The sequence below is a fragment of the Sorangium sp. So ce834 genome (assembly GCF_051521425.1).
GTDB classification, from domain to species: domain Bacteria; phylum Myxococcota_A; class Polyangia; order Polyangiales; family Polyangiaceae; genus Sorangium; species Sorangium cellulosum_D.
In genome coordinates this window covers 4,262,418-4,280,638 of the sequence record NZ_CP150351.1, presented here as the reverse complement: position 1 = coordinate 4,280,638, position 18,221 = coordinate 4,262,418, and the positions used below count along the sequence as shown (strand labels likewise).

The following is an 18,221-nucleotide window of genomic DNA, read 5'->3' as shown; positions in this document are numbered from 1 at the left end:
GCGCGCTGGACGCCTCGATCCGCGGCATCGCGTTACGATCGGTAACACCGGGGCGGGCGCGCGTTACGCTCCGTAGCATCCGGTCACGCCGGAAACCCACCGTGTTCGCGGACCGGGCGCGCGCGGCCGCGCCGCGGCGCCGCGTGACGCCGGCGCGGAGGCCTGCTGAGATGGGGGCATGCCCCCGTGGAACGACGACGACGCCGCCTCCACCGAGCTCGTGCCCGGGCCGATGCGCCCCGCCGCGGCCGCGGCCGAGAGCTTCGCCCTCTCCGTCATGGCGGGCCCGGACGAGGGCCTCCGGTTCACCGTGGCGCCGGGGCTGCCCGCCCGCGTGCTCGCCGGCACCAGCCCGGCCTGCGACATCACCCTCACCGACCGGCTCGTCTCGCGCCGCCACGCCGCCTTCGAGCTCGCCGGCGCCCGGCTGCGCGTCACCGACCTCGGCTCGACCAACGGCACCTTCGTCCAGGGGATCCGCGTCGGCGACGCGTATCTCCAGGGCAGCGAGCTCGTCCGCATCGGCGAGACCGTGCTCCGCGTCGAGGCGCTCGGCGTCACGCAGGCGGCCGAGCTGTCGCGCGCCGTGCGCTTCGGCAAGCTCGTCGGCGCCAGCGAGGAGATGCGGCGGCTCTACCCGCTCTGCGAGCGCCTCGCGGCCTCGAGCGTCCCCGTCGTGATCGAGGGCGAGACCGGGACCGGCAAGGAGGTGCTCGCCGAGGCGATCCACGAGCAGGGGTCGCGCGCCGCCGGGCCGTTCGTGGTCTTCGACTGCACCGCGGTGCCGCCGACGCTCGTCGAGTCGGCGCTCTTCGGGCACGAGCGCGGCGCCTTCACCGGCGCGAACGAGACCCGCCGCGGCGTCTTCGAGGAGGCGCACGGCGGCACGCTGCTGCTCGACGAGATCGGCGATCTCGATCTCGGCCTGCAGGCGAAGCTGCTCCGCGCCATCCAGCGCTCGGAGGTGCAGCGCGTCGGCTCGAACCGGTGGATCCGCGTCGACATCCGGGTGCTCGCGGCGACGCGGCGCGATCTGGAGCGCGAGATCCAGGCGGGGCGGTTCCGGGACGATCTGTTCTTCCGGCTCGCGGTGGCGCGGATCGAGCTGCCGCCGCTGCGCAAGCGGCGGGGGGACGTCACGGTGCTCGCGCACCACTTCTGGCGGCAGCTCGCGGATCGCGGCGCGCCGTTCCCCCAGGGGTTCGCCGAGCGGCTCGAGGACTACGACTGGCCGGGCAACGTGCGCGAGCTCTACAACGCCGTGGCGCGCCGGGTGGCGCTCGGCGAGGCCGCGCCGATCGAGACAAGCCGGGCCGGGCTGGCCTCTCCGGGCGCGCCGGCCCCGCCCTCCGGGCCCGCGTCGGCGCCCCAGGCCGCCCCGGCGACGCCCGCGTCGGTGCCCCAGCCGGCCGCGTCGACCGGGCCCGCCTCCTCGGCGCTGCGGCCGGCCACGCCCGCGCCGCCGGCCTCCGCGGGCGCCGGGGCCGGCGAGGGGGCCGAGGCTGCGACATCCAACGACATCATCGAGGAGATCCTCGCGCTCGACCTGCCCCTGCCGCGCGCGCGGGAGCGGATCGTCGAGCACTTCGAGCGGCGGTACGTGCAGCGCGTGCTCGCGCAGCACGGGGGCAACGTCCGGAGCGCGGCGGCCGCGTCGGGCCTCGCGCGGCGGTACTTCCAGCTCCTGCGCGCGCGGCGGTCCACCTGAAGCGGCTGCGCGCGGCGCTCCGGGGCAACGCGCCGCGCGCGCGGCGATCCGGCGGACATGCCGCCGCGGCATCCGCCGCGGGCGTGTTATCGTCGCCCCGATGATGCGGGCCCAGGGCGGCGCGTCGGCTGTCGTCCGCTACCTGCTCTTCGACGAGATCGGGGCCGGCGGCATGGCCACGGTGCACCTCGGGCGCCAGCACGGCTCGGCCGGGTTCCGGCGGACGGTGGCGGTCAAGCGGCTCTACCCGCAGTTCGTCCGGGATCCCGAGCTCGTGGCCATGCTCCTCGACGAGGCGCGCGTCGCGGCCCGGATCCGGCACCCGAACGTGGTCGCGACGATCGACGTGGTGTCGAGCGGCGGCGAGGTGCTGCTCGTGATGGAGTACGTGCACGGCGAGTCGCTGGCGCGGCTGCTGCGCGCGGCGACGAAGGACGGCGGCGCGCCCCCGCCGCGCATCGCCTGCGCGGTGCTCGCCGGCGCGCTCCACGGCCTGCACGCGGCGCACGAGGCGACCGCGGAGGACGGCGCCCCGCTCGGCCTCGTGCACCGCGACGTGTCGCCGCACAACCTGCTCGTCGGCGAGGACGGGGTGGCGCGCGTGCTCGACTTCGGCGTGGCCAAATCGGCCGGGCGCGCGCAGATCACGCGCGACGGGCAGCTCAAGGGCAAGCTGGCGTATATGTCGCCCGAGCAGATCGCGGGCGAGCCGCTCGACCGGCGCGCGGACGTGTACGCGGCCGGGGTGGTGCTGTGGGAGACGCTGACGGGCGAGCGCCTGTTCGAGGGGCGCGGCGAGGCGCTCTCGATCCTGCGGCTCTTGCAGGCGGGCGTGGATCCGCCGAGCGCCCGCCGGCCCGGGGTGCCGCCGGAGCTGGAGGCGATCACGCTGCGCGCGCTCGCGCGCGGCCCCGAGGACCGGTTCCCGACGGCGCGCGAGATGGCGCTCGCGCTGGAGGCGACGGGCCTCGCGGCGTCGACCTCGGAGGTGGGCGCGTGGGTGGCGTCGCTCGCGGGCGAGGCGCTCTCGCGGCGCGCGGCGCTGATCGCCGCGATCGAGCCGGCGGCGGCCACGCCGAGCACGGCGCCGGAGCTCGGGGCGGCCCTTGGGGCGACCGGGGCGGGCCCGGCGGAGGCGGCCGTGGCGAGCGCGCCGCAGCCGGCCGCCGCCAGCCCGGGCCGGCCGCGCTGGGGCGCGTTGGCGGCGGCGGGCGCGGCGCTCGCGATCGCCGCGGCGGCGATCGGGTTCGCGCGCGCCGAGGCGCCGCCGCGCGCCCGCGCGAGGGCCGGCGTCGCGGCGGCGGCGCGCGCGCGGGTCGCGGCGCGGCCGGCGGCGCTCGCGCACGGGGCGCCGTTCGCGGCCGGCGCGGCCGGCGCGGCCGGCGCGGCCGGCGCGGCCGGCGCGGGCGCGCCGGATGCGTCGGCGACGCCCGCCGCGCCCACGGCGGCCGCCGCGACGGCTGCGCCGGCCGCGCTCATGACGGCCGCCGCGACGGCCGCGCCCACGGCGGCCGCCGCGACGGCTGCGCCCGTCGCGCCCACCGCGAAGGCGGCCGGCGCGGGCGCGCGGCGGCTGCCGCGCCGCGAGCCCGCGCGCGACGGGTGCAATCCACCGTTCGTGATCGATGGCCAGGGCCACAAGCGCTACAAGCGCGAGTGCTTCTGATGGAGGCCGGATGAACCAGCGCACCTCTCGCCGCTTCCTCGTCGCCGCCGCCCTCTCGGCGCTCGCGTGCCTGGAGCCCGCCCGCGCTCGCGCCGGCGACGCCGAGGCGTGCTTCACGGCCTCGGAGGAGGGCCAGCGCCTGCGCGACGAGGGCCGGCTGCGCGAGGCGCGGGCGCGCTTCATCGCGTGCGGCGGCGCCGGCTGTCCGGATCTCGTCCAGTCGGACTGCGCGGGCTGGCTCACCGACGTCACGGCGCGCGTGCCGACGTTGATCCTGAGCGCCCAGGACGAGCAGGGCCACGACGTGGCCGACGCGCGGGTGACGATCGACGGCGCGCCGCTCGCCGCGCGGCTGGACGGCAAGGCCGTCGAGGTCGACCCGGGCGAGCACGTGCTCCGCTTCGAGCGCGCGGGCAGCGCTCCCGTGGAGCTGCGGCTCGTGGTGCGCGAGGGCGAGAAGCTGCGCCGCGTCTCGGCCCGCCTCGCGCGGCCGGGCGCGGGCGCCATCCCGCCCCGCGAGGACCGCGACGCGCCGTCGCCCGCGAGCGCGCTCTTCCTGCCCATCGCGCTCGGCGGCGCCGCGGCCGTGAGCGGCGTCGTCTACGCGGCGCTCGGCCTGAGCGCGCGCGCCGACGCCGACCGCCTGCGGGCGACGTGCGCCCCGCGCTGCACGGAGGCGGACGTCGACGCCGTGCGCGCCAAGATCCTCGGCGCCAACATCGCGTTCGGCGTCGGCGTGGCGGCGCTCGGCGGCGCCGTGGCCGCGCTCGTCCTGCGCCGCGCCGAGCCCGCGGCGCCCGCCGCGGCCACCGCGGTGCACGTCCTCCCCTTGCCCGGCGGCGCCGCCGCTGCGCTCGGCGGCCGGTTCTGAGGCGCCAGGCTCGCCGCGGGCCCAAGGCCGCGGCCGGGCTTCCCGCTCAGAATGAGCCCTCGCGCAGGTTGATGCCGTGCTCGAGGTACGCCTTCAGGCAGCAGGCCATGTGCATCCAGCCCTGACAGTTGCCGTAGGAGGCCTGCAATCCCTGCTCGGTCTCCTTCCAGCCCGACTCGGCGATCCGGACCATCGTCGAGCTCGGGCCCAGGGCCTCGAAATGCATCTCGACCCGCGTGTTGTAGGGGAGCTCGTTCACCGGGTTCCCGTCGCCGCCGTCGCCGGGCTCGCTGGCCGCCCACTCGAAGGCGATGAGCTTGTCGGCGATGACCTGCTTGACGTAGACCGGGAACGGCTTCCCGCCGTCGAAATCGGCGAAGCTCCACATCACGGTCTTCCCTTCGTCGAGCGGCCCGCTCGCGCCGCCCGTGGTGAAATACCCGCTGAGCTTCTTCGGGTTGTAGACCGCATCGAAGACCTCGTGGACGGGCTTCTGAACCTTCGTCTGCACCTGAAACTTGAGCTCCATGACGCCTCCTTGTCGCGGCGATGCCTCGGCCGCGGACCGCGCATGACGCGCGGGCACACCGAGGCGCCCGCGCCCGAACACATCGGCGCGCGGACGCACCGATGCGCCGCCCGTACGGACCCAGCTTCGCGCGGCGATTGACCGCCCGCCCATCATGTTATATTCTTATAACATGTCAAGCGCGGATCCGGACGACCTCGTCTTCAAGGCGCTGGCCGACGGCCGGCGGCGAGAGATCCTGGACCTGCTCAAGGACGGGCCGAAGACCACGGGCGAGCTCTGCGCTCATTTCGCCGACTGGGATCGCTGCACGGTGATGCAGCACCTCGGCGTGCTGGAGAAGGCCGAGCTGGTGATCGTCAAGCGCGAGGGGCGCCACCGCTGGAACTACCTGAACGTGCTGCCCGTCAAGCGGATCCACGACCGCTGGATCAGCCGCTACGCGTCCGCCGCGGTCGACCTGCTCGACCGGCTGAAGCGGGATCTGGAGACGTGACGCGGGGGCCCGGCGCGCGCGGCAGGCGCACGAGCCGCGGCCTGGCCGGCGGGGCTGGGGTCCGGCGGGCCGGGCGCCTGCCGCGCGCGCCGGGCAGCCTCCAGGTTGAATTTCAATTCTCCGGGGACGCTCCGGGCAGCCTCCAGGTTGAATTTCAATTCTCCAGGGACGCTCCGGACAGCCTCCAGGTTGAATTTCAATTCTCCGGGGACGCTCCGGGCAGCCTCCGGGTTGAATTTCAGCTCTCCCCGGAAGCTCTCGGCAGCCTCCGGGTCGAATTTCGTGAGCCCGTCGGCCCGGACCTCCGCGTCCGGATGACGAGGCGGCCGCCGCCGGCTCAGTCCACGTAGTAGCTGGCCTGCTTTGTGAACATCTCGTGGTACTTGCCCTTCAGCCCCATGAGCTCTCGGTGCGATCCCGCCTCGATGATGCGCCCCTTTTCCAGCACGACGATCCGGTCCACGAAGCGCGTGAGCGCCAGCCGATGGCTCACCACGATCGACGTCTTCCCGCCCATCATCTCGCGGATGAGCTGTATGATGTGGTGCTCTGCATCCGGGTCGATCGCGGACGTGGGCTCGTCGAAGATGAGCAGATCGGCCGTCTTCGCGTTCAAGAGCGCCCGCGCGATGGCGAGCCGTTGCCACTCCCCCCCCGAGAGCTCGGTACCCCCATCGACGCCCTTCCAGAGGACCGTGTCGAGCTCTCCCGCGAGACCACCGAGCCCGACCCTCTTCAGGGCCAACCTGATGTCATCATCGCTGGCCCCGGTTTGCCGCACATCGACGTTTTCACGAACGGACAGGGGGAACCTCGCAAAATCCTGGAAGACGGCGCATATCCTGCTCGTGTCTCCGCGCCCGTCGCCGGCATCGAGGTTCGCGGCGGCTCCGTCCCACTGGATCTGTCCCGACGTCGGGCGGTAGAACCCGCAAATCAGCTTCACCAGGGTAGATTTGCCCGACCCGTTCTCTCCGACGACGGCGATCTTCTCTCCTCGAGCGATCAGCAGGTTCACGTCCCGAAGCGCGAGCTCCGCGCTGCCAGCATACCGCAGGGATACGTCCTTGAGCCGGATCCCCGGGACAGGATACCGCTCTGCCTCCGGGCGCGCGTCCCCGCGCGGCGGGTCGGGCAGGTTCAGCAGCTCGGTCAACGGCTTGGTCGCCAGCAGGGCGCCGATGATGTCTCCACCGTTATAGATGGTGACGGCCAGCCCGTTTCGTATCTGTACGATGACACCGATGAGCAGCGACACGTCTCCGACCGTGAAGCCTCCATTCAGCGCCTCTTTGACGACGTACACGAACGGGACCGACATGCCCAGGCCGCTCAGCAGAGACCAGAGCGATATCTGATACGCTCCTCTCTTGCGGACGGCCATGAGATCCCTGAGGAACGTCTCGTACAAGCAGCTCCATCGCCGGAGGACCCACTCCTGCATGGCGAAGAGCCTGAGATCCTTCGCGAACTCTTGCTGCGTGAGGATTCGCTCGCCGAGCTGTAGCCGATTGAACGTGGACGCGTGAAAGGTCTCGATGTCCCAGCTCTTGCGCTCGTTGGTCGCCTTCACGTACAGCACGGGGGTCATGCTCGACACGAGCACCAGCGGGATCCACCACTTCAAGCTGGCTGCCAGGACGAGCGCCGGGACCATGCCCAGGACGCCCATGAGCGTATAGGACGACGTATGGACCAGCTCGTTGATCGAGCTCAAGCTGCGGCGCGCGAGGATCACCAGATGATTCAGCCTCGGCTCATCGAAGAAGGTGAGCAGCGGTTGCTTCGATATCTCCTCGTTGATCTTCAGCGACACGTTCCTGCGTACACGATCCTTGAACGAGTCGCCGACGAAGCCCTCCATCGCCTCCAGGACGTCTCCGAGAGCGTTCAGCAGGACGACCAAGACGGCCAGGAGCAACGCCGAGTAGGCCAAGAGCTCGTACGAGGTCTTGGGTCCGGCGCCAGCGATCTTGTCGACGATCATCGCGTTCAGCCAGACCGTGAGGCTGGGGGTAGCCCCAGCGAGCGCCTGAAAGAGGACGAGCGCCGCGAGGCTCCCCCAGGAGGGACCGACGAGCACCTTGAACAGGAGCGGCAGGCGACGGAGGGCCGCGCGGTGAGGATGTTCCTCGTCCGCGATGGCGCCCACGTGGTCGCCGTCGTCGATCGCGTCCTCCCGCGCCGGACCGTCGCCTTCGTTGCCTCGTTCGCCGTGCGCTTGCTTCATGCCAGCCATCAAACAAGCTCCACTTCAGCGATCGGCCCAGGCCCTCTCAGGCTGCATCTCCTTCCGGGGTGGTCCACGGGGGCGCAGACGTCGATGTGCTGGAAGAACGTCTGGATGTCGGAAACTCCATTCTCTCCGACCCTGGAGGACATCATCCGGGAGTCCAAGCACGCTTCGTGCCGCAGCTCGAGCGGCACCAGCCCGGAGACCAAGCCCGCTCGTCCATGTCGTAGTGCCGGCCTCCCCTTTCAAACAGGTTTTCCAAGGATGGACGCGATCCCGCAGATCGTGGCGGCCGGGCGGCAGGAGCTCACGGCCGCTCGCGCCGACCTTCGGGAGCGGCGATCCGCGTCGCCGACCGGCTTTAGGTTTCCGGGTGCGGTCCGTCGTCGAGAGCCGACAGGTCGAGATCGCGCAGCTGCTCGGGGTCGCCGATGACGTCGATCTGGGCGATCTTCCCCTGCGCGAGCGTGAAGCGGAGCACCCGGAAGAGCCGCCCGCGCGGGGCCACGACGACGCCCACCGCGCCGTCCACGAGGGCGGGGCGGGCGAGCTTGGCGCCGCGCGCGCCGGAGAGCGCCCGCTTGGCGCAGGCGCGCGCGCCGCGGAGCTCGATGCCGGCCGGGGGCGCGGCCGTGGCGTCGCCGCGGAGCACGACGTCCGGGTCGAGGATCGACACGAGCGCGTCGAAGTCGCCGCCGCGCATGGCCGCGAGGAAGGCGTCGACGACCTCGCGCTGGCGGCCGACGTCGGCGTCCGGGGACGGGGGCGCCCCCTGCACGCGGCGGCGGGCGCGGCTCGCGAGCTGCCTCGCCGCGGCCGGGGAGCGGCCCACGATGGTGGCGATCTCCTCGAAGGGAACCGCGAACAGGTCGTGCAGCACGAACGCGAGCCGCTCGGCCGGGGTCAGCGTGTCGAGCACCACGAGCAGCGCGAGGCCGACGGAGTCGGCAAGCACCGCCTCGCGCTCGGGGTCGGTCCCGGTCTCGCGGTCCGCGGCGGGGTCGGGCGCGACCATCGGCTCCTCGCGCCGCGCCTTGCGCGAGCGCAGCATGTCGAGGCACACCCGCGCCACGACCGTCGTCAGCCACCCGCCCAGGTTCTCGACGCCGCTCGTGTCGGCGCGGCTCAGGTGGAGCCATGCCTCCTGCACCGCGTCCTCCGCCTCGCCCACGGAGCCGAGCATCCGGAACGCCACCGCCCGCAGGTGGGCCCGGTGGGCCTCGAACCGCTCCGCCAGCCAACGATGTTCATCCATCCGTCACACTCCCTCGTCCTGCTTCGTCATGGCTGTGACGAACGAACCCTAGCCGATGTGACGACGCGAACGGGCGTTCAGCGTCCGGTCACGTTGGCGAGCCCACCCCTCCCCCTCGAGAGGATCACGATCCTGCGGAAGGCACGGAGGAAGATCCCCGCGATGAGCTCAGCGTGTTTGGAGCGTGTCCCGGCGCGCGGCGAGCCATACGGTCCCGGCGGCGGCCAGGAGGGCGGTGGCGCCGAGGAGATAGAGCCGGCGCAGGGCGACCGCCGTCTTGTCGGGATCGAAATCGGTGAGCGAGCTCCGCGCGCCGCGCGGCAATACCCAGGCGTCGCTCCCGCCGCCGATCGCGCGCACCGCCCGGCCGAGCCTGCCCTCGGGCGCGATCCGGCCCTGAGCGTACAGGATCCAGCGGCCCAGCGGCGTATGCCCCTTCGGCTTCTGCTCCATCGACGCGATGACGCGGCGGAGCTCGGCGGCCGTCTCGGCCGCGCTCCCCTCGCCCGGCAGGCGGGCCCATTCCCCGTGGCCCGGCAACACCCACGCGAACCTCAGCCATCCGGCCTCGGCCGCCGCGAGCAGATAACGCGCCGATCGGGTCTGGCGCTCCCAATCCTCCCAGCATTGCAATCGATGCGCCACGAGTCGACCCAAGACGCGCGAATAGCTCAGGTGATCGCCGGTGAACAGGAAGCGGCCTCGGTACAGGAGGCATAGCGAGCCCGGCGTGTGTCCGGGCTGCGGCACGATCACGATCTCGGCCTCTTTGGCCGCCTCTCTCGAGAGCGGCTCCCCCTCGGGGGAGAGCGCGCCGAGCTCGTCCCCGAGCTTGATCTCCACGTCGCCGGTCGAGGCCATGTGCTCGGTCTCACGGAGGTTCACGTCCGCGGCGCCGATGATGCGGCGGCAGCCCGGGAAGCGGCTGGCGAACTCGGCGTGGTGGTGCGCATGATCCCGGTGCGTCAGAAAGAGCCATCGCACGCCGCCGTGCTCCGCGAGCCAGCGGAAGACCTCCTCGCTCGGCTTCGGGGGATCGATCAGCACCCCGCCTCCGTCCCGCTCGATGAAATAAGACAGGGCGCCGATGTTCTTGATGGATGGCTGTCCGACGATCCAGACGTGATCCTCGATGAGGCGCGGAAAACCCCGCCAGGGCGATCCGAGGGCGCCCCGGCGGACCCGCGACGCGCCCGGCTTGAGCTTGAGGGCGCCGAACGGGCACGCCGCGACCGCCGTCCGCGCCGCCATCAGATCTTCCTTGCTCCGCGGCTGCCGCAGCACCCCCGTGAAGGCGCCCGCCTCGTAGGAGCCCGGCAGCACCGAGAGGCGGCGGCCTTCCGGGAGGTCGCTGGCCGGCACCACCTCGCCCAGGAGCTCCGGCGCGTAGTTCCGGCACGTGCCGGCGCCGCAGCACTTGCGCGTGACGAACAGCTCTCCCCAATCCTCGACCTGCATTTCGTCTTGCATCGCGGTACCTCGTGGACGGCAATCGCTGGTGGAGCGTCGCTCAGCCGACGCTCGGCGCCCGAATCGCGCGCGAGCGCTAGGAAGGTGCTCGCCGCGCGGCCCGCGCTCGCCGCGGCAGTGTCGAGGACGACGGTAGCTTCTCCGGCTGCGCTTGACCAGGCGGCGACGTGCTGCGCGACGCCTCCTTATCTCGAGCCAGCATCGCCTCGCGCTCCGGGTCGCGGGCCCGGTGGGCCTCGAACCGCTCCGGCCGCCAACAATTTTCATCCATCGGTCACACTCCCTCGCGGCGCTTCGTCATGGCTGTGACGAACGAACCCTCGCCGATGTGACGACGCGAACGGACGTTCAGCGTCCGGTCACGGTCGGCGAGCCCACCCCTATCCTCGAGAGGATCATGATCATGTTGAAGGCACGGATGAAGAACCCCGCGATGCTCATGCCCGAAATCGTGCAGCCCATCCACGCCCTGCTCGGCGCGGCGAAGAAGAGCGGCGTGCCGGCGCGGACGCTCGAGCTCGTCCACCTGCGGGTGAGCCAGATCAACGGGTGCGGCTTCTGCGTCGACGTGGGCGCGCGCGACCTCAAGAAGGCGGGCGAGACCGACGAGCGCATGTTCGCCGTGGCGGCCTGGCGCGAGACGCCCTATTTCACCGACGCGGAGCGCGCCGCGCTGGCGCTCGCCGAGGCCGCGACGAGGCTCAGCGATCGCGCGGATCCGGTGCCCGACGACGTCTGGGAGGAGGCGGCGAGGCACTACGACGAGCCGGCGCTCGCGGGGCTGATCCTGCACGTCGCGCTGGTCAACTGCTTCAACCGCTTCAACGTCACCACGAGGCAGATCGCCGGCTCGGTGAAGTGGGAGGCGCGGGCGGACGGTCGCTGAGGAGGCGGGGATAGGGGCCGAGGTTCACCGGCGTTCATTGCGTGGCGAGCGAGCGCATTCTAGGGCGCCGTGTAGGTGGATGCCGCCCACGATCCGCAGGTCGCGGACGTGATCTCGCCCCTGGTCGACGATCTCAGCCCGGAGCTACCGGCCCCCGCGCGCATTCTTCTCGTCCACGAGCTTCTGGATCTCCTCGTCGATGAGCTGCTCCATCCTCTGGGAGAATGCGACCCCGAAGGCGTAGTGCGTCAGCTTCGGGAACCCCGCGTCCCCCGGCTCCCCACCCTCCCACGATATACGAACCCCGGAAGCTTCGAGCGCGAACCGGATGGCGTGGAGGGCGTTGAGGAGCGCCGAGACGCCATCGATCCCGAGACCTCGATCCGACCGAGGCTCGGGGACGCCGTCGATGGTGGACGGGCACGCCCATTCTCCCGGCTGAACCTCCCGAGGCTGGCCGATCGCCACCATCAATCCCGTGAAGATCAACTCATTGGAAGAGGACCGCAAGGGCGCAAGGGACGCAAGGGGAAGAGAAGAATAGATTTCCATCACCGTTCCCTTGCGCCCCTTGCGCACCTGCGGTCTCTCTTGCTGCTGCATGCCGTGCCCTTCCAGCTTGCTTCCCGCAGCGATGTTCCGGCGGACGGATCAACGGGCTGCGGCGCGATGTCGAGCGATGTCGTGCCGATGGTGCAGAAGCGAACCGTTCTCGAACACCTCACGCGCGACGAGCTGATCTCCATCGCCGACGCGTTCGACGTCCACGTCCAGGATCGGCGGAGCAAGGAGAAGCTGGCGGAGGCCGTGGCGGCCTCCAGGAGCGCCACGCTGGCCGCCGTTCTGCCGTCGTACTCGCGGGACCGGCTGAAGGAGCTTTGCTCCCGCGGGGGCTCGCGCCCGAGCACCGCGGCGCGTACGCGCGGGCGGCGCTGCTCGACTGGTACAGGCGGCGCGCCGCGGAGCGCCTCCCCGCGTGGGCCGCGCCGTGGGCGCAGAAGCTCGGGGTGGCGTGCCGGCGCCTCGTCGTGACGGACCAGGCGAAGCGCTGGGGGAGCTGCTCCCGCGGCGTCCTCCGGCTCAACTGGCGCATCGTGCAGGCGCCGAGGGCCCTCATCGACTACGTGCTCGCCCACGAGCTCGCGCACCTGATCCACGACCACCATGGGCGGGAGTTCTGGGCGACGCTCGGCAGGGTGATGCCCGACTACGAGGCCAGGAAGGCCCGCCTGGGAGAGCTCGGGCCGGCGCTCCTGTGGTGACGGCGTCTCCCGCGGTCGGCGGCCGCCATGCTCTCTTGGAACCTCTGGGCTGCATAGAACCCGCGCCGGAGCTGTCGATGAATGAGAGAGCGCGCACCAGGCGCATAGCCGCTGCCCGCCGCTTCGACGTCACTGACCTCCCTGTCCGGCCGGTGATGTGTCACTTTCTTTCAACGCGCGCGCGCACCGTTCCGCCAGATCATGGATCTCTCGCGCGGCTCGACGCGCTTCGTCGCTGTCCAAGCCCGGCGCAACCAGCCGATTGATCCGCTTGACCAGCTCGAGATTGTCAGCCGAGAAGTCGGCCGTTCCGACGCCGAGCTTGCCCGCCGCGTGCAGCTCGACGAGCCGCTCATACGCCTTCTCGAACGAAGCGAGACTTTCAAGGACGGTCTGTCGGTTTGCGACCACATAGGCCCACGCAGCTACGACATCGACCGTGTGCGCCCCGCTGTAGAAATCAACCAGCACATCCTGGATATCCATCACAATCCTCCCCGGCGGTGCTCCCGCTGTAGTTCTCTCGCAGGCCGACCTATCCGCAACCCAGGCTCCGCCATGCCTAGTTTGCGCCAGGGGCTCGCGCTTCCTTCGGCGTGCCTCGCTTGACCTCCGGCAGCTCCCGCCGGCGAAACAGCTCCCCGGGTGGGGCGCCGAGCACGTCGGTGAGGTTCACCAGGACGGCGACCCCCACGTTGATCTTGGCGCGTTCGACCTTCCGGAGGAAGCCGAGGGCGATTCCGGCTGCGGTGGCGAGCTGCCGCGCTCCCGCTCCGCCAGCCTGGCACGACGCGCCGCCGGAGCTCAGGGAGCCCGCAGGCCGCCCGTCAACCGCCCCGGCGCCCCGCCTCCGGATCTCCCGCCAGGACTACAGGGGCGTGCTCCAGCTGAGCTCGAGCACGCTGTCGTTGTAGTCGCTGTCGTCTCCGTTCTCGGCGACGATCACCAAGAGATTGTAGCTGCCGATCGTGTAAGGACCGCCCGATTTCAGCTGGCGCGACTTGATCCACTCTGCGTTGATGTCCGTTTGATACTCGAACTTCACCTGCAGCTTCGCCCTCGAGTTGGCGACGATGGTCGACTGGCCCGTCATGGCATTGCGCTCGCCAGAGCCCGCGAAGACGCACAACACCTCATCGTTGCGAGTCACCGTTATCCGTTGCGTGTGCCTCGAGTTCGTCGTCACCTTGATGGTCACGGTCACACCATCCGGAAGCTCGTCGATTTCACAGGTGTTGCCGTTCAATTGAGGCATCTGCTCATGCTCCTTCGTGGGGATCGCGCGCCGCGGCCGGGAGGACGACCGTCGAGAGCGGGGACGGTCTCGCGGCGTCAGAGGATGGCTATCAAACCTGCCGCAAGCGTGCAACGGCAAACCTCTTCCTGCGCTGGACGCGGTCACAGGCCGACCGATCCGGCTCAGCCGGAGCACGGCGCGCCGCCCCGCGGCGGGGCAGGCGGGTGCCCCGCGGGCCAGGGCGGCTCGCCTTGCGCCGTCCCCGCCGGGCTCGGCGTCCGGTCGCGGAGCCGGTCGGGTGTGGGCGCGGCGGGTACGATGGAGGTTGGGGCTCCCCCTTGAAGGCGCGCCGCTCCGCTCCGGCGGCGGGACACCCCTGTCGCGGCGCGATGCAGAGCGGCTATGCTGCGCGCCATGCACGACCCGGATCCCAGGCACGGTGTCCTCGAGCTCCGCGAAGAGGCGAACGGATCCTTCGTGTCGCGGTCCATGGAGACCTCTCGGAGGAGATCGCGCGCTCGATCGCCACAGCCTCCCAGCGCATCGCGGAGAGCGGCCGAGAGGTCCTGGTGCTCGTCGACGTGAGCCGCCTGGAGGCCGTCCCGGATGTCGTTCAGTCCCAGCAGGAGCTGTCGGCGGCGCCCAGGATCGCGCTCACGCCGGAAAGATCACCGTGTCAGCACAACCTCCCCAATTGTATTCTTCTCTTCCTCTTGCGTCCCTATGTGCCCTTGCGGTCCTCTTCCCATGAATCGACTTTCGCCGAATATGACGTGGGCGGCGTCCTACGGGCAGCCCGTCAGGCCGTCGATCCATTGCTCTAGCAGCGCCGCGCCTTCATCGTCGGCGAGCTTGCTGCCGATGGGCGGCATGAAGCTCGCCGAGCGCTGGCTCATGCGCAGCCAGACCACCGACGCGTCGTGCGCGCCCGGCTCGATCAGCGCGAGCCCCGGATAGTCGGTCAGGATCGACTCCTGGTCGCAGAGGTTCTTGCCGGCAAACGGCGTGTCGTAGCGATAGTCCGCGGTGCCGTAGCCGGGGCCGCCCGGGCGGTGGCAGTTCGAGCAGTTGACGTGCAGGTAAGCGTCGGCGCGCATCTGCAGCGACGCGCCGGGCTGCGCGTGCGGCGGGAACGGCGGCAGGCTGGTGAGGTTGCCGCTCAGCATGCCGATGCCGTTCAGCGTGTCGAACTGGTTCGCCGTGCGGCCGGTCGACGGGTAGAGCTGGCTCACGTTGAGCTGCCGCGTCTCGAGGCCCAGGCTGAAACCGGCGGCGCTGCTGTGGCACTCGAAGCATTGCGCTTCGGTCGGGTAGCTCCAGACGTGGCCGCCGGCGAGCGTCTTGGAGGCGCCGTCGATCGGATCGACCAGGAAGGCTTCGTCCTGCGCGTCGTTCCACCGGTACGTGTAGGCTCCGTAGGCGCCGTTCGTGAAGCGCACGAAGAAGCGCGTCTCGAAGTACTGGCCCTGCCACTGGAAGCTCTTGATCGTGACGGCCCCGGGCGGCAGCTCGAAGTCGCCGTCGTCCTTCACGTCGAGCGTCGTGCCGTTCGGCAAAGCGAGGTAGCGCGACTTCAGCGCGCCGTCGGACCAGAACGGCTCGGCGATCGCGTACGGGATCACCCCGGGAGCGAGCGCCGGCGGGTTCGCGACGCTGGTGAAGCAGGGGTGGTCGCTGAGGAGGACCGGCGGATCGATCGCGCCGTCGCCGGCCACGCAGGCCGTGTTCGACGGCCGCGCGTCGAGGCCGAGCTGACTCCCCATGCAGGTGTCGCAATCCCATGGGCAGCTCGCGCACGTCTCGCTGCCGTTGCAGGCGCGATCGCCGCAGACCGGGCCCGCGTCGGGGAAGCCCCAGATCTCGATCTCGGCGAGCTCGACCGGCCCGCCGACGTTTTGCATGCAGACCGACACGCGCGTGACGCCGGGCACGTCGGCGAAGTCCACGGTATTCCAGGCCGGCATCGCGCTCGGCGTGTCGGTGTACGCGAAGGCGTCCACGTAGCCGCTGCCGGTCTGATACTGCACCTTCCAGGTATCCGTATGCCAGGCGCCGTCGTTGTCCTCGAGCAGGCGCGCCGAGCTGATGGTGTAGGTGCCGCCGAGATCGTAGGTGACGCAGCTCGGCGAAACCGCGCTGCTCACCTTGGCGGTCAGGTTGCCGTCGGCGAGGCCGGCCACGCTCGACCAGCCGCCGGTGTCGCTCACATGGACCAGCGTCAGCTTGGCGGGTGTGCCGCTGCACGTGCCGCAGTCCGCCGCGCAGCTGCCGCACGTCTCGCCCGCGTCGCAGGAGCCGTCGCCGCACGCGGGGCCGGCGCTGCCGCAGGCGGTCGCCTCGAGATAGAAGCGCTCCCAGGACGTGGCGTCTCCCGTCACGCAGCTCGTGCCGTTGCCGCCGTCGCCGCTCTTGATCGGGCCGGTGGTGGTGGTCGCCTTCCAGTGCGGCGCCGCGCCGGTGAGCGCCGCGTAGCCCTTGCCGTTCGGGTAGAGGCCGCCGCTCGAGCAGTCGTATTCGGTGAACGCGCCTGCGGTCGTCGACGTCGCGTCCATCGTGAGCTCGTTGGCGACGACGCGCAGGTAATTGCCGGAGCTGCTCTTGAACTTGAAGGCGGCGCCCGACGGCACCTTCTCGAAGATCTGCGCGGCGGCCAGCGTGCCGCCGGGAACTACCTTGTTGGCGGCGTCGAGCACCAGGTAGTTGTTCGTGCGCTGCGAGCGTATCTTGACGCAGCTGTTGCAAGTACCGTTGTCCACGTACTGGCACATGCCGCTCACACACGAGTCCGTGGTGCAGGTCGAGCCGTCGTTGCAGGTCGCCGAGCTCGTGCAGCACTGGCCGTTGTCGGTGTAGGTGCAGCCGCTCGTGGCGTTGCAGCCGTTGGTCGTGCAGGGGTCGTTATCGTCGCAGCTCAGCGGTGTGCCGGCCTGGCACTGCCCGGCGACGCAGGTCTCCGCGCCGGTGCAGACGTCGCCGTCGCTGCAGTCAGCGTTCGTGGCGCAGGCCGGCTGCGCCATGTAGATGCGCCCGACCTTGGCGCCGCTGCCGCGCTGCAAGTAATAGAGCGAGCCGTCCAGGCCGACATCGAGGTCGACGGGGTTGTTCAGCTCGCCGTTCGAGTCGTCCGCGAAGACGGTGACGCCCGTGCCGTCCTGGTTCATGGACCAGATCTGGCTGGAGCAGTAGTCGGCGAAGAAGTACTTGCCGACATAGGACGACGGGAAATTCACGACCGTGGGGTTGTAGAAGGTGCCGCCCGTGATCGCGCAGCGCCCGGCGTCGCGCGGGTAGGAGTACACCGGCGGCACCGGCGAGGGGCCGCCGCCATGGCCGTAGTTCGAGCCGCGCGTGATGAGGTCGATCTCCTCCGGATCACCGCCGCCCACGTCGTTGGCGAAGATCTTCCCTGACGCGCGCTCGACGGAGAAGGTGAACGGGTTGCGCAGGCCGTACGCCCAGATGGCGCGCGCGAGGCCTGTGGAGGTGCCGTAGAAGGGGTTGTCGGTGGGGATGCTGCCGTCGGCGTTGAAGCGATGGATCTTGCCGAAGGCGTGGTTCAGGTCCTGGGCGTGGGCCGTTTCGGCGTTGTCGCCGTGCGCGACGTAGAGCTTGCCGTCGTTGCCGAAGTGGAGCGCGCCGCTGTTGTGATTGCCTGCCGCGCTGAGCGGGGGAAAGTCCACGAGCACGACCTCGCTGCCGGCCACCGCCGCGTCGCCGCTCGCCGTGAAGCGGCTGACGCGGTTGTGCGTGCTGCCGCTGGTCGAGGTGTAGAAGAGGTAGACGTAACCGTTGCTCGCGAAGCTCGGGTCGGGCGTGATGCCGACCAGGCCTCGCTCGTTGACGCTGTCGACCGTGACGGTGACGAACGGCGCGGCGAGCAGCGCGTCGTTCTTGATGACGCGCACCTGCCCCGTCTGCTGCGTGACGAAGATGCGACCGTCTGGCGCGATCGCCATCGCCGTCGGCTGGCTGAGCCCCGTCGCGATCACCTGGTGCTGGAACCCCGAGGGGATGACGATGGGCTGCCTCGCTTCGTCGGTGCCGTCTCGATCGAGCTGTTCGGGACCCTCCGAGGCACACCCCAGGGGGACGAGGCCGACGACGAGCGCCGACGACAGCAGGATGTGCCTGGTCACCGATCCGAACCCATGGGCGCAGCTGCGCAAAGAGCGCAGACGCGCTGCGGCCCATGGCATGGGGGCACGAACGTTATTCTTGCGCATGATAGATGTACCTCGACCATCATCGTCAGAAGGGTTCACGCGCTCCCGGCGTCCCCGCTTCCTCTCACACGCCTCGTTGCCGGCGCGGGCGGCTTCCGTGATCGAGTCGACGTGCCACCTGAAGATTGTCGCAATGGCCAGAGAGGCGCGATCTTTTCGACACAGCTGTCCAACGCTCGTCAAAGCACAGCAGTTTCCCGCCAACGTTTCACATGTCTGCCCTCATGCTCGCGCCCGGCTCGCCGTCCTCCCCTGGCGCGGGCGAGCGCAGCCGGAGCCCGCTTCGGCGCCGGGCGAGAGCGGCGGCCTCATCGAGACGGCGCACGGCACGGCTCCGCGTGGAAAGCCACGCTGGTTGCATCGGTGCCAGCGCGCCGATATAGGG

The 18,221-nt window shown here is 70.8% G+C and carries 14 protein-coding genes; 6 read left to right on the top strand and 8 right to left on the bottom strand.

All coding sequences use genetic code 11. The features are described from left to right. Positions 1-178 precede the first annotated feature (178 nt). The 3 genes from WMF20_RS15615 to WMF20_RS15605 all read left to right on the top strand — a co-directional run bounded on the left by WMF20_RS15615 (position 179) and on the right by WMF20_RS15605 (position 4,245). Positions 179-1,708 (top strand): sigma 54-interacting transcriptional regulator, encoded by a 1,530-nt coding sequence (locus WMF20_RS15615; protein WP_437614420.1) that lies wholly within the window; start codon positions 179-181, stop codon positions 1,706-1,708. Between the two features lie 100 nt (positions 1,709-1,808). Further along, on the top strand, positions 1,809-3,374 hold the full coding sequence (locus WMF20_RS15610) for a serine/threonine-protein kinase (RefSeq protein WP_437614418.1): 1,566 nt from the start codon (positions 1,809-1,811) through the stop codon (positions 3,372-3,374). A 10-nt stretch (positions 3,375-3,384) separates the two neighbouring features. Beyond that, on the top strand, positions 3,385-4,245 hold the full coding sequence (locus WMF20_RS15605) for a hypothetical protein (protein WP_437614416.1): 861 nt from the start codon (positions 3,385-3,387) through the stop codon (positions 4,243-4,245). A gap of 46 nt (positions 4,246-4,291) precedes the next feature. On the opposite strand, the gene WMF20_RS15600 is transcribed toward WMF20_RS15605, so the two are convergent. Continuing rightward, complete coding sequence (locus WMF20_RS15600) at positions 4,292-4,774, bottom strand: SRPBCC domain-containing protein (protein WP_437614414.1); 483 nt, start codon at positions 4,772-4,774, stop codon at positions 4,292-4,294. Positions 4,775-4,946: 172 nt separating this feature from the next. Here WMF20_RS15600 and WMF20_RS15595 point away from each other — a divergent pair, with 172 nt between their 5' ends. Beyond that, positions 4,947-5,270: a helix-turn-helix domain-containing protein gene (locus WMF20_RS15595; protein ID WP_020735210.1), complete on the top strand. Its 324-nt coding sequence runs from the start codon at positions 4,947-4,949 to the stop codon at positions 5,268-5,270. A gap of 337 nt (positions 5,271-5,607) precedes the next feature. Here the strand turns inward: WMF20_RS15595 and WMF20_RS15590 are convergent, their stop codons facing one another. The 3 genes from WMF20_RS15590 to WMF20_RS15580 form a co-directional block, all read right to left on the bottom strand. After that, positions 5,608-7,353, bottom strand: coding sequence for an ABC transporter ATP-binding protein (locus WMF20_RS15590; RefSeq protein ID WP_437614412.1), 1,746 nt, complete (start codon positions 7,351-7,353; stop codon positions 5,608-5,610). A 511-nt stretch (positions 7,354-7,864) separates the two neighbouring features. After that, positions 7,865-8,758 (bottom strand): sigma-70 family RNA polymerase sigma factor, encoded by an 894-nt coding sequence (locus WMF20_RS15585; protein WP_437614410.1) that lies wholly within the window; start codon positions 8,756-8,758, stop codon positions 7,865-7,867. Between the two features lie 168 nt (positions 8,759-8,926). Beyond that, positions 8,927-10,228, bottom strand: coding sequence for an MBL fold metallo-hydrolase (locus WMF20_RS15580; RefSeq protein ID WP_437614408.1), 1,302 nt, complete (start codon positions 10,226-10,228; stop codon positions 8,927-8,929). A gap of 406 nt (positions 10,229-10,634) precedes the next feature. On the opposite strand from WMF20_RS15580, the gene WMF20_RS15575 reads away from it, so the two are divergent. Further along, positions 10,635-11,114, top strand: coding sequence for a carboxymuconolactone decarboxylase family protein (locus WMF20_RS15575; RefSeq protein WP_437617132.1), 480 nt, complete (start codon positions 10,635-10,637; stop codon positions 11,112-11,114). Positions 11,115-11,258: 144 nt separating this feature from the next. Here the strand turns inward: WMF20_RS15575 and WMF20_RS15570 are convergent, their stop codons facing one another. Next, complete coding sequence (locus WMF20_RS15570; protein WP_437614406.1) at positions 11,259-11,717, bottom strand: DUF6968 family protein; 459 nt, start codon at positions 11,715-11,717, stop codon at positions 11,259-11,261. Positions 11,718-11,992: 275 nt separating this feature from the next. Between WMF20_RS15570 and WMF20_RS15565 the strand changes: the two genes are divergently transcribed. After that, positions 11,993-12,376 carry a M48 family metallopeptidase gene (locus tag WMF20_RS15565; protein WP_437614404.1) on the top strand — a complete coding sequence of 128 codons (384 nt, stop codon included), beginning with the start codon at positions 11,993-11,995 and terminating at the stop codon, positions 12,374-12,376. Positions 12,377-12,505: 129 nt separating this feature from the next. Here WMF20_RS15565 and WMF20_RS15560 read toward each other — a convergent pair whose 3' ends face one another. From WMF20_RS15560 to WMF20_RS15550, 3 genes are all read right to left on the bottom strand, one after another. Next, positions 12,506-12,862 carry a hypothetical protein gene (locus tag WMF20_RS15560; protein ID WP_129575119.1) on the bottom strand — a complete coding sequence of 119 codons (357 nt, stop codon included), beginning with the start codon at positions 12,860-12,862 and terminating at the stop codon, positions 12,506-12,508. Between the two features lie 382 nt (positions 12,863-13,244). After that, positions 13,245-13,631 (bottom strand): fucose-binding lectin II, encoded by a 387-nt coding sequence (locus WMF20_RS15555; protein ID WP_437614402.1) that lies wholly within the window; start codon positions 13,629-13,631, stop codon positions 13,245-13,247. A 767-nt stretch (positions 13,632-14,398) separates the two neighbouring features. Beyond that, complete coding sequence (locus WMF20_RS15550) at positions 14,399-17,749, bottom strand: PQQ-dependent sugar dehydrogenase (protein ID WP_437614400.1); 3,351 nt, start codon at positions 17,747-17,749, stop codon at positions 14,399-14,401. Positions 17,750-18,221: the final 472 nt, after the last annotated feature.